This is a genomic window from Mucilaginibacter sp. P1_D10, from assembly GCF_056406215.1.
On the sequence record NZ_JBFUAP010000005.1, the window covers coordinates 107851 to 120021 of the forward strand.

8 protein-coding genes are annotated in these 12171 nt (G+C 46.3%); 4 read left to right on the forward strand and 4 right to left on the reverse strand.

Translation table 11 applies throughout. The annotated features are described in order from the left end of the window. Positions 1–7 precede the first annotated feature (7 nt). Positions 8–1246: a PepSY-associated TM helix domain-containing protein gene (locus AC1DYT_RS09250; protein ID WP_477469336.1), complete on the forward strand. Its 1239-nt coding sequence runs from the start codon at positions 8–10 to the stop codon at positions 1244–1246. A gap of 137 nt (positions 1247–1383) precedes the next feature. On the opposite strand, the gene AC1DYT_RS09255 is transcribed toward AC1DYT_RS09250, so the two are convergent. The 4 genes from AC1DYT_RS09255 to AC1DYT_RS09270 form a co-directional block, all read right to left on the reverse strand. Then, entirely contained in the window at positions 1384–1944 is a 561-nt protein-coding gene (locus AC1DYT_RS09255) for a hypothetical protein (protein WP_477469337.1), read from the reverse strand. 82 nt (positions 1945–2026) lie between these two features. Next, positions 2027–2875, reverse strand: coding sequence for an SDR family oxidoreductase (locus AC1DYT_RS09260; protein WP_477469338.1), 849 nt, complete (start codon positions 2873–2875; stop codon positions 2027–2029). 42 nt (positions 2876–2917) lie between these two features. Then, the gene (locus tag AC1DYT_RS09265; RefSeq protein ID WP_477469339.1) at positions 2918–3757 is read right to left on the reverse strand and encodes an SDR family NAD(P)-dependent oxidoreductase; all 840 of its coding nucleotides are present in this window, start codon (positions 3755–3757) and stop codon (positions 2918–2920) included. An 82-nt stretch (positions 3758–3839) separates the two neighbouring features. Continuing rightward, positions 3840–4742 (reverse strand): helix-turn-helix domain-containing protein, encoded by a 903-nt coding sequence (locus AC1DYT_RS09270; protein ID WP_477469340.1) that lies wholly within the window; start codon positions 4740–4742, stop codon positions 3840–3842. A gap of 746 nt (positions 4743–5488) precedes the next feature. Between AC1DYT_RS09270 and AC1DYT_RS09275 the strand changes: the two genes are divergently transcribed. The 3 genes from AC1DYT_RS09275 (at position 5489) to AC1DYT_RS09285 (ending at position 12164) form a co-directional block, all read left to right on the forward strand. Further along, complete coding sequence (locus tag AC1DYT_RS09275; protein ID WP_477469341.1) at positions 5489–5839, forward strand: hypothetical protein; 351 nt, start codon at positions 5489–5491, stop codon at positions 5837–5839. 656 nt (positions 5840–6495) lie between these two features. Continuing rightward, on the forward strand, positions 6496–7836 hold the full coding sequence (locus AC1DYT_RS09280) for an autotransporter outer membrane beta-barrel domain-containing protein (RefSeq protein WP_477469342.1): 1341 nt from the start codon (positions 6496–6498) through the stop codon (positions 7834–7836). A 65-nt stretch (positions 7837–7901) separates the two neighbouring features. Beyond that, the gene (locus tag AC1DYT_RS09285; protein ID WP_477469343.1) at positions 7902–12164 is read left to right on the forward strand and encodes a DUF5977 domain-containing protein; all 4263 of its coding nucleotides are present in this window, start codon (positions 7902–7904) and stop codon (positions 12162–12164) included. Positions 12165–12171 lie beyond the last annotated feature (7 nt).

The window sequence follows — 12171 nt, forward strand, 5'->3', positions numbered from 1 at the left end:
TTAAGCCATGAAGGTATTTTTCCGCAACATACACCTTTACCTGAGCCTCGCAGCCGGCATCGTCATTTTTTGTTCCTGCCTTACGGGCACGATCCTCGTTTTCGAGAAGGAAATAAACCAGGCGTTAAACCCGCAATATTACCGTGTTGAAGCCAAAGGCGAGCGCATGCCCATTGCTTTGCTGGTAAAGGCAGCGTTAAGACAAATACCAAAAAGCAAACCGGCATCGGTACTGGTTTATAATGACCCTGCCCGCAGCGTTGAAGTAAGCGTAACTTTGCCCGGAAAGAAAGGGACAGGCACCGGGCAGCCCGAAAAAACTAAAGAGAGAATAAAAGCCGGCGCGGAACCTGGCAAAAAAGATAAAAAACCAAATGAGGGCCGCAAGCCCCTTACCACCGTTTTTGTAAACCCTTATACCGGGCAGGTGCTGGGCCAGTACAGTAAAAAGGAGTCTTTTTTTACGACGGTAGAAATGCTTCACCGCTTTTTGCTGGCAGGCAAAGACAGCGTCGGCGACATGATAGTTGGCATATGCACCCTATTATTTCTATTTATCCTCATTACCGGCGTAGTACTATGGTGGCCAAAAACCAAAGCTATTTTACGCCAGCGCATTAAAGTAAAATGGGATGGCAGCACCAAGAGGCTGGTACACGACCTGCACCTGGTAACCGGGTTTTATACCTCCGTTTTCCTCATCGTCATCGTACTAACGGGCCTTATCATGTCGTTCAAATGGGCAAATACCGCTCTTTTTGCCCTAACCGGTTCTAAGCAAGCCGAAAAACAGGAGGCCCCGCATTCTAAATTAATTGCAGCGCAAAAGCCCATATCCATGGATGCGGCACTACAAAGCGTAAACCCGGAGATTAAAACATCCGAATCCTATAATCTACGCCTCCCGGCCGACTCCGTCGCAGCTTACAGCGTCAATATTTTACCCAAGGGGGCATTTGAAAATACTGCCGATGCCTACTTTATCGATCAATACAGCGGTCGAATTATCGGCAGCGAGTTGTTTGGCAGTAAAAGCCTGGGGCAGCGGGTGCGTTCGTTCGTAAAGCCTGTGCACACCGGAGCGGTTTATGGTGTCCCTACCAAAATACTCAGTTTTGTGGTTTGCCTGCTGGCACTCATATTCCCGGTAACGGGCGTAATGATGTGGCTGAACCGTATTGGCAAAAAAACGAAAAGGAAAAGTGCAGTTGCCGCAAAAAAAGAGTTGGTTGCTGAGAGTGTTTAAAAAACAAAGCATCATGCCTAAATCTTTTCGGCACCCTACCTCAACGGGTTGCAAGGCGGGTTAGCAAAGTGGCAACTTTTATGATGGGGTGTTGAAACAAATCCAACATGACGGTTTAGTATGTTTGAACCAAACCACTACTCTCCTGTTTGGGCCTTCCAAACTGCAGCATATTTTTTGCGGTACTTAACGTCGGTTTCGGTGGCGATCAGCTGCGCGGCTTGCTGCTTTATTTCGGGGTTGGCGGTTACATCAAATATCTTTTTGAACAGTTCTATGATATCGAAACGCACCAGTGTGCCGTTGTGGTGGCTCATTGCGTGGGTGAACCTATCAGTTAGGCGCGTTACCAGCAATTGGTTGTACCGGGAATTTACTACGGCAATTTTCCAGAGGGATTGCAAGGTGTGCCGGGCGGTAACGAATTTCTCATCGTACGTAAGGTGCATTAGTTTGCCAATATCCTGCATTATGCGGCCTTCGGTATCACTCTTGGCCAGGTTGCAAAGCACTTGCGAGGCAATAGCCCGACGGTGGTTGTTTTTATCGCTAAGCATGGCAACCAGTTCGTCCCACACTTCATACACCCAGTCAACAGACTGGTTGGTTTTAGAAATAATATCCACGAACGATGAATACCGCGAAACGGCATCATTGGCATACAGGTCGTCGAAGTAACGGCGTATCGTAGTTTCCATCAGGGGATTTGGCAAAACTCCCTAAATATAAAAAAAGCGGGCGATAATCGCGCCCGCTTTTTAGCTAACAATTGTTTATTCCTTAGGCTTCTACCTCAAAGCCGGTAGCAGTGGCCAATTCGCGCCAGGCTTCCATATCGGCCTGTACATCGGCAATCTTCTTTTCGGCCACGCCGTAGGCATCGGCACCAAGGAACAAATGCATCGGCGCTGCTGCAGATTCGGCTGCGGCAATCATCACCAACGCTGCTTTCTCAGGGTCGCCGGCCTGGTTGCCGTTGATATCGTTCTGATGGGCAGCCTGCACCGCACGCACCTGTTTGTAGGCTTGTATTTCGTTCTTAGGCGTGCTCAATGAATCGGGTTCCAAAAAGTTGGTACGGAAATATCCCGGTGATACAATGGTGGCCTTGATGCCAAATTCTTTTGCCTCGGCAGAGAGTGATTCGGTAAAGCCCTGCACCGCAAATTTGGTAGCACAGTAGATACCGAAACCCGGGAAGTTACCGGTAAAACCGCCGATAGAAGACACATTGAATATATGGCCCGACTGCTGCGCCCTCAGGTGCGGCATTACAGCGCGTATTACATTTAGCGAACCGAATACGTTTACATTGAAGTTTTCGCGGGCTTCCTCGTCGCTCAGTTCTTCCAAACTGCCGGTGAGGCCATAACCGGCATTGTTTACCACCACATCTATCTTGCCGAAGCGGGTGATAGTTTCGGTTATCGCATCGGTTACGCTTTCTTCTGCCTTGATGTCAACCGCCAGCGGCAAAAAGTTCTCGTGCTCGCCAACGGCCTTGCTCAGGTCGGCAGCTTTGCGCGAAGTTGCGGCTACGTTGTAGCCTTTGTTTAATAATTGCTTTACCAGGCTAAGCCCCAAACCTTTTGAAGCGCCAGTTACGAACCATGTTTTTTGAGTGTTCATTTTGTGTTATTGTTTTATGTTGAGTAGATTCTTGTTTGTTTGTCAGCCGTTGAAAGCCATTGATTTGGTGATGGCCTCATTCACCCTGAATTCCCGTTCGAGTTTTTGCAGCTTGGCCATCGCCCTGTCGTAAGCGTCCTCGCCCAGCAACAAGTATAGTGGAGGGTTTTCCATCTGCGCCACTTCTATGATGGCGGCGGCAGCTTTTTCGGGATCGCCGCTTTGAGCACCATTCATTTGCAGATAGCGCGACTGCGTCTCGTGCACGGCCGTGTATTCTGCAATGGGGTGTTTTGCAATATTGAGGGAATCATCGGTAAGGAAACTGGTGCGGAACGCGCCGGGGGCCACTACGGTTACCTTTACACCGAACTCGGCTACATCCTGCGCCAGCACCTCTGAAAGGCCCACTACCGAGAATTTAGTAGCCGCATAAACCGACCAACCGGTTGCACCGGTAAAGCCTGCAATGGATGATATATTAATGATGTGGCCCGATTGCTGCTGGCGCATATACGGCATGGCCATGCGGATAACGTTCAGCGTGCCGAATACGTTTACTTCGAAACTGTCGCGGGTTTCACGGTCGGTGAGTTCTTCTATGCTGCCGCCTATGCCGTAGCCTGCGTTGTTGATGACTACATCTACGCTTTTGAAGGCAGCCTTTGTTTGATGTATGGCGCAACCCACACTATCCTCGTTGCCCAGCTCAACTTGCAGGGGCAGGAAGTTTGGGGTATCAACGCCAACGGCTTTTACCAACTCAGCAACGTTGCGCGAGGTTGCAGCAACGTTCTGGCCCGCTCGCAGCAATTGCTTTACCAGGCTCAGGCCAAACCCTTTAGATGCACCTGTGATAAACCATGTTTTTTTATCTTCCATAACCTTGTTTTTTTTGATAAAACAAAGGTAGGTCCCAAAAAAGGGGGAGCGTTTACGTTAATCAAACCAATTATTGCAAAATTCAAACAATCCTAAATGCAGATGGCGTTATTTGGGTTTGTTTTTTGAAAAAGTTATTGAAATGCGCCGGCTCTTCAAAGCCGAGGCTATAGCTAATTTCAGATACGTTCCAGTTGGTGTGGCGAAGGAGGGCCTTTGCTTCGCTGGCGAGGCGTTCCATAATATGATCGGTGGTGGTTTTGCCGGTGGTTTGGCGAATGGCGCGATTTAAATGGTTTACGTGTACCGAGAGCTGGTCTGCAAAGTCTTTGGCGGAGCGTAGCCCGAAACGTTGCGCAGGCGACTCGATGGGGAACTGACGTTCCAGCAGTTCGGTAAATACGGATGTGATGCGCGAGTTGGCATCCGGGTGCTTATACATCCTGTCGCTGGGCTGTATCTTCATAGCGTAGTGGATCAGCTCGGTGATGTAGTTGCGCAGCAGATCGTACTTATAGCGGTAATCGGAATTGATTTCGGCCAGCATCTTTTCGAACATCGAATAAACATACTTATCCTGCTCATCTGTAAGTGCATACACCGGGTTGGCACCCGGCGCAAACATGGGCAGTTCGTGGATATTGCTACGCATCATCTCGGTAAAAAAAGATTCTTTATATATACAGAACGCGCCCGAATGCTGCTGGTTAAGGTTCTCGAAGGTGTAAGGCACGAAGGGGTTGAAGAACGCCAGCGCGCTGCCCTCCATCTCGATGCTTTTATCGGCGTAGTGGATAACCCCTTTACCGCGGAAAAGGCTCACCTTATAAAAATCGCGGCGGCTGTACACCACGGGTTTGGCACCGGGCATATAGCAATCCTCCGTACGGAAAACATTGAAGTGGCCGATATCCTGGCTCAGGTTATCGGGCATCCAATTGAACTTCTGTTTGTAAAAATCTTCGAGTGTTTCTGTAGTTGCCATAAACAAAGTTACATAATTCAAACTATAGCCCCCAAAATTACCTGAGAAAATCCGAGGAAATCGGAAGGATTTTGGCGTTTTTCCCTGTTATTTCATCGCAAAAAGGTGCATTTCGATGGATTTTACCTGCCAAAATCTCCGTGTTTTTACCACAATGCATCAAAAAAAGGGTCGATTTTATTGCTTGGGCGTACATTATTGGGCCCATAATTTCGGTTTCTTGATCACAAGACCGACAAACCGAAAAAAATGCATCAAAAAAGTGTCGTTTTTATTGCCTCTCTGTTCATTATCGGTAGCAGCGTGCAAGGCAACAACCTGCTACGTGGAATGTTCTGTTTCCGCAGGGTCCTTTTTCAAAGAGACCCTGCCGGGGACAGGACTAATTAAAAGCAGATTCCCATCGGATAAAATTGGCATTCCATCTATGTTTTATAGCCCTCCATCTATCGCGTTTTAGGATATCGACCCATAATTGTTTCTTAGCACAACCAAAAACCAATGGATTTTCAGGCTTTGCTTATAAATCAAAAGCACCGCTAAAAATGCAATCGATTGCATGCGTGAGCATAGATCCGGTGTGCCGGTTTTTTACTTTTTATACAGGTAAACCGCACGACGCTTGCCCCTGGGCTTACCGGCAACCTGAGCCTTATAAAAAAGCAGAACGGGAAAGCGCAACATTGCAGGTTACTACAAATGAATTAAACAAACAATCATAAACATAATTATTAAACCCAAACAAAATGATCAAAAAACTATCAACCACCGCCGCGCTTGTAATGGTTATTATAACCGCCTGTTTCGCTGCCGACATCACCGGAAAATGGACCGGAAAAATTATGGACCAGTATGATATCGCCTATAATTTTAAGGTAGATGGTGAAAAACTAACCGGCTCTACCACAGGCCCCGAAGGCAACGTAATCAATATCCAGGACGGCGTGATTAAAGGCGACGACCTTTCGTTCGGCATTCACATTATGGACACCGACATGAAAATTACCGGCAAGGTAAAAGACGATGTAATTACGCTCGTATTCCCCGGCATGAATGGCGGCGAGCCGATGAATGTTATCCTGAAAAGGGCAAAATAAAAACAGCCTTAAAATCAAAAAAGGGTAAGCCGCTAATTTGTGGTTTACCCTTCTTTGGTTTTAAACGGTTGATGTTGCTGCATACGGTTTGTTAGTCACAAGACCAATAAAGGCGCAACAGGATTTAAGGATGGCCTTGAGTTTATTTCAGATAATCCTTAAATCAGGAAAACGGCGAAGCCCTCTTGAGCACTTTATAAAATAAGCAAACCGCGAAAAATCAAAGTTCATACAAATTCACCGTCACCGCCGGGTCTCTCGATAGAACCCTGTGGTAGCATGCAGAGCGGATATCCTGCGTGCGAATGTCCTTACGTCAATCATTTAACGTTTTAGTCGGTAGGCGTTAAACGAAAATTAATTTGGCTGATATTGCGTTAAATATAATAATGCATTGTGTTTGTTCCGATTAGTTATATATTTTTTGATTTTTAAATCTTGGAGAAATATTTTAATTTATTTTTTTTGAAATATCAAAACCGTATCCTTATATTTACAACACGTCCTAACAACCTTTTATCACTATTATGCAGAAGATATCATTACCCTAAAACTTCCAAAAAGTCCGAACAATACGCTGTTTGATTCTTAATAGTCAAGTCAAACCTGTGTTTGTTTTATAATTAACATTTTCCTCTCTCAACCTTGATTACAACATGAAAAAAATCTTGTTTTTATTGTGCCTTATTGGCGGCGCCGTTTCAAATGCAAATGCTCAGTGGACCACGTCCGGTACAAATGCTTACTTCAACCTTACTGGTAACGTGGGGGTCGGTACTTCTACGCCATCTTATAAATTAGAAATTGCGGGCGTTGTTTCTGCAATAAACAACGGGCAGGCGGGCTTTCATATTTATAACGGAGGTGGCAACAGCGAATGGTTTCTGCAACAAAAGTCGCAAACGGATCACAATTTTTATATTACAAAATTTGTATCAGGCGCTTCGTCAGATTTTTTTACTATAAATGCTGCCGGTAATGTGGGCATAAGCACGCCAACTCCTTCATCTTATTTTCACGGCGGCACAAACAAAGTGCTGGAGATTTTCAATCCCAATACAACCCTCAATAGCCAGTCGCATGTGATTTTAAGCACAGGTTCCACACTGGACGGCAGCTCTGGAGGCACACTTAGTTGGGTTTCCAAGAATTCAACCGGCAACCAGGGGATGGCATATATCGCATCACAAATACAAGGCAGCGCCTCAACCAATGCAGCCGCGAACCTTGTTTTCGGTGTATCAAGCGGCTCCGGTATTGTTTCAAAAATGGTATTAGATAAAAATGGAAACCTAGGGATTGGGACTTCGGCACCTGCCACTAAACTTCATGTTGTTGGTATTGGTTCTTCGATTGATGGTGGTAACTCGTTTTCCTATAATGGTGACGGATTAGCGATACAGGCAAACAGCGGCTCAAGATCGGCTACAACAGGTGCGCAGCTCGAATTTGTAATACCCGCAAATACTGACGGTAGTAATTTATGGGGCCAGGGCAGGATACTAACAGTAGCCGGAAACACGAATTCTGGGGATGCCACCGGCAAAATGATAATAGGTACCAGAAGGAATTTCAATAAATTGGGTACCGGGGCACAATGGTACTACGGGAACGATATAGTTATTGACGGTGCAGGGAATGTGGGTATTGGAACGTTGACGCCACGCGAGGCCTTATCAGTTAATGGCACCATCCGCTCAAAAGAGGTAAAGGTAGAGTTAACAAACTGGCCCGATTATGTGTTCATGCCTAATTATAAACTTCCCTCGCTTGCTGAAGTTAAAAATTATATCGACAAAAACCAACGCCTTCCCGGGATACCATCCGCAAAAGAGGTAGAAACAGACGGTTTAAGTTTAGGCGAAATGAATAAGCTGCTGATGAAAAAAGTGGAGGAGTTGACGTTGTACCTGATTGAAAAAGATAAGAGAGATAAAGAAAGGGACGAACTGATATTGGACTTAAAGAAACAACTCGCCGAATTGAAAAATCATTAAACTGAGGTTTGAAATTTTCCGTGCCGATATCATTATCAAGTATCTAATACCTTTTTATCTTACAAATGAGCCGTTATCATTTTTCAGCATTTTCCGTAATTGCCGTCCTGAGCCTTTTCTGCAGTTTACCTGCCTGGTCACAAAACTCCCAGGAAGCACAGGAATACAACAAAGTATCCATTGCCTCTCCAAGCGCAGGAGCGTTAGCCAAATTTGTTGATATCCCCGTTAGTCTCCATACGGGTATCCCCCAAATAGATATTCCTTTATACACCTTAAAAGAAGGTAATTTGGAAGTGCCTATTGGTATGAGTTACCATGCTTCCGGCTTAAAAACGCTGGAGCCATCCAGTTACGTGGGCGCTGGATGGGCATTAAATACAGGCGGCGTTATCACGCGATCCGTAAGGGGCACACCGGATGAAAAAGGCACGGTGAATAATTTTCAACGCACAGGCTTTTATAGCGACTATGGTTATACCAGCCATCTTTACCAGCACCCCGACCATTATGCTGCTAATGACCCGCTCAATCCTATGAACAATCTAAATGATCCATATAGGCAGGACTATAGACCAGATAGTGCATTTTTTAATATATATGAAACATTTGCAAATGGGGAATACGACTCCGAGCCAGACCTTTTCTTTTTCAGCGCAGGTAAATATAGCGGCAAATTTTATTTTAATGACGACAGGACAGCAATCCTACTCCCGGAACAGGATATAAAAATCGAAGTGAATTATACCTATGGATCTTCCGAGAGTATCCAGGGCTTTACTTTAACAACACCGGACGGGACGAAATATTACTTTGGGGCAACGCCCTCCACAACAGATACGGACCCTGTGGAGTTCACTAAAGTTTTAACCGATCAAAATGGCCTTGGCTGGGATAAAGTCCTCTCCAGTTGGTACCTCAATAAAATCGTTTCGCCTGATGGTACCGACATAATCAATTTTACCTACCGGCCTTTGGTTTATAGCTACTTCAGTATGTCTTTATCTCCGGTAGCGGGGAGCCCTAATCCGGCATTAGGGTATAAACTTATCCGCAATTACATCCACGGCGTGGAGTTATCATCCATTACATCTACGAACGCACAAGTGAACTTTATCCAGGCAGCTCAAGCCAGGCAGGACCTGTCAAGTTCGAGTACAACCGGCGTTGAACAGGTGAATGGGCTAAATAATCCCGCTACAGCGGCCTATCCCCTGGGCAGGATCGACATTTTACAAAAAAGCAGCCAGGTGCTGATCAAGAGTTACAATTTTGCATACAGCTATTTCGATGACCCCAACGGGCCGATTGCTACGACACTCAATGTATCCACAACAGACAGAAAGCGACTTAAACTCTTAAGTATTCAAGAGCAAGGGAAAGCCGGGACCTTAATTCCGCCGTATAAATTCGACTATTTTACCGAACCAGTGCCCAGGCGTTTAACATTTGGGCAAGATAACTGGGGATTTATCAACGGCGTAACCAGCAACGGGAATAATTTGATAGGCACGTACTATAAAACAGTAAATGGTACTACTACAACAATGACAGGTGCCGACCGCGAACCACATTGGCCGGCGATGCGCGCGGGTACGCTGAATAAGATCACGTTCCCGACCGGCGGGTACAATATTTACGATTTTGAAGCGAATCAGACCTATACATCGCAGATAACCGGGACCAATGGCACGAGGACCTTGTTAAGCAGCGTTTCGGCGGGGTACGATGGCTGCGATTGTACCAAACAGGCAACGCTCGATCAGGTTATAGATTCCCATGCTTTTGTATTCCAATTAGAGAACAAGCCGCAAGGCGGCGGGGCGGAACTTGATATTTACGATAGTAATTGGGCTCCAATCGATCATATTTCTGCCTCCAACGGCACTACGCAGGAAATACAACGTAATTATGCGCCGGGATCATATCATTTTCGCGTCACCAAATATAACTCGTACGGCGGCAATGGGGCGACAGTAAGAATATATCAGCTCGCCGGTGTGGTGCAGAATAATATCGCAATGGTGGGCGGATTGCGGATAAAGACCATTACGCAGAGCAGCGGCAACGGCAACCCGGATATGGTCACTTCGTATGATTACAATGACAGTTCAAGCGGCCAGCTCCTTCCCACCGGCGTCGTATTCGGGAAACCGACCATCGCGCAGGTAACCCGGAACGATATTTATAAAGATGCATTTCAACCAGGTGCTACAACGGGCCAGACTGGTATTGATGTCAACGGCTGCCCAAATTCTCCGGGCTCTCAATTAGCTTACCTGCTTTCTGCTGCGAGCATCAGGGCTATGGATGCGTCGCAGGGGTCGCATATCGGTTACCATAAAGTTACCACCAGGCAAACCGGTAATGGCTATACGGTGTCCATATTCAATATGGATGGGGAGAATCTGGTCTCCAGGAACGACGTCGTCAACCGAAGCATTATTACCACGGCGAACAACTGTACTTTGGATATTCCAAATTACCCTGCTGTACCCCTCCCCAACGCTTTCAAAAGGGGGCAGTTAGAGTACCAGGCCCAATATCGGGAGGATGGCACCCCGTTGCAGGATATGACCTCCATCACCCAATACCAGGATAATCCGCTGCCTACACCGGCAGTGGTCATTACAAGGGATGCAAGCAGCCCCAACCTTCGTTCGATATGGTCATGGTATTACCAAACAACCGGTCGGAAAATAAACGAAACGACAACAAAACGCTCTTATAACGCCAACGGCACTCATAGCGTGGTTGAACAAAGTTTTTACGATAGCCCGTACCATCACCAGTTAACCAGAAAGATCACTACGAACTCCTCAGGCGATGTACTCGAAACGCGCTACAAGTATGTGCAGGATCTTTACGTGGCAAACCTTGATGGCCTCGATACAGGTTTCCCGTCTTATATAACCAATCTTAATACACTTACGGCAAACTACACCAGTACCATGTCGCTTTGCGTTGATGATGCAAGATGTAAGCGTAACACATGGTTTGATTATGATATTGCGAAGTGCCATCTACGGATGAACCTGATCAACTACCGCATCGCCAATTTTACCGGGCCTAACAACACTTATCAAACACGTTTGCAGCAGGATATTACCAACGCAGGTACGCTGAAACCCTACCTGGATTTAAGGGCACAAAACGAGTTTAACCTTTTAGAGACCGTGGAACTGAAAAATGATAAAGTAATGGCGGCGGCATTCAATGGGTTTAACTATCAATCGTCGTCGCAAAATAAAATATACCTGACAAGTATGGGCAAAACGGATTACCTCGTGTCGCCAACTTCGTTCACCTATGTTGCGGCATCCGGCGATGGCCTAAGCTTAATAAAAGATGCTGGCTATACTGATAAAGCAACTTTTCATTATACCAACGGCAATACCGATGAGATAAAGCTGACCGACAATGTGCCATCAAGCTACGTATGGGGTTATAATAACACTTACCCGGTGATGGCGGCAAAAAATGCAAAGGCAACGAATATCTTTTACGAAGGGTTCGAAGGCGGCGCGGGCAATAGCACCTTGAATGACTGCGAAACGGGGCATTATAGCCACACCGGCACTTACGGCGTATTGATCGGTAATTTGGATAATGGTGCTTATACACTAAGCTATTATAAAAAAAATGGATCCGTTTGGCAATACGTAACGTCAAACGTTACGGTAACAGGAGGCAGCTATAGTTTAGGTCTCAATACACAGGTTGATGATATACGCTTTGGCCCGGTAGGCTCATTGCTGACAAGCTATACTTACGACACCGAGATAGGGATGACCAGCGCCATGGACCCCAGCGGGACGGTAACCTATTATGAATACGACGAATTCCAGCGGCTTTCGCTTGTTCGCGATAGAGACAAGAATATCGTAAAAGCTTACTGCTACAATTACGCCGGGCAGGTGGGCAACTGCTTCACATCGGGTACCGGCGCTATTTATTATAGCGCGGCAAAATCGGGTGTGTTTACCAAAAGTTGCGGTTCAGGATACACTACAACGCCGGTAACCTATAACGTTGCTGCCAATGCCTACACCTCAACTGTTTCACAGGATGATGCGGATCAGAAAGCGCAAACAGATGTAAACACCAACGGCCAAACCTACGCAAACACCAACGGGGTTTGCAGTCTCAGTGTTTTTCAGTACGCTTTAAACGCTGGGAAAGACGGAGCTACATACACTTACACCAACTCCCTTAATATCGTACAAACAATTACACTTGGCAATTTTGGAACAGCAACTATTTGCGCCGTAGACGGATCTGTAAGCGGCGGGGGATTTACAAAGGGTGCACCGTGCCCTGCTGATTAACCCTATT

What these genes read in the sequence shown, in the direction of transcription:
- AC1DYT_RS09250 (WP_477469336.1), top strand. Translation starts at nt 8, where the DNA reads ATGAAGGTATTTTTCCGCAACATACACCTTTACCTGAGCCTCGCAGCC.
- AC1DYT_RS09255 (WP_477469337.1), bottom strand. Translation starts at nt 1,944, where the DNA reads ATGGAAACTACGATACGCCGTTACTTCGACGACCTGTATGCCAATGAT.
- AC1DYT_RS09260 (WP_477469338.1), bottom strand. Translation starts at nt 2,875, where the DNA reads ATGAACACTCAAAAAACATGGTTCGTAACTGGCGCTTCAAAAGGTTTG.
- AC1DYT_RS09265 (WP_477469339.1), bottom strand. Translation starts at nt 3,757, where the DNA reads ATGGAAGATAAAAAAACATGGTTTATCACAGGTGCATCTAAAGGGTTT.
- AC1DYT_RS09270 (WP_477469340.1), bottom strand. Translation starts at nt 4,742, where the DNA reads ATGGCAACTACAGAAACACTCGAAGATTTTTACAAACAGAAGTTCAAT.
- AC1DYT_RS09275 (WP_477469341.1), top strand. Translation starts at nt 5,489, where the DNA reads ATGATCAAAAAACTATCAACCACCGCCGCGCTTGTAATGGTTATTATA.
- AC1DYT_RS09280 (WP_477469342.1), top strand. Translation starts at nt 6,496, where the DNA reads ATGAAAAAAATCTTGTTTTTATTGTGCCTTATTGGCGGCGCCGTTTCA.
- AC1DYT_RS09285 (WP_477469343.1), top strand. Translation starts at nt 7,902, where the DNA reads ATGAGCCGTTATCATTTTTCAGCATTTTCCGTAATTGCCGTCCTGAGC.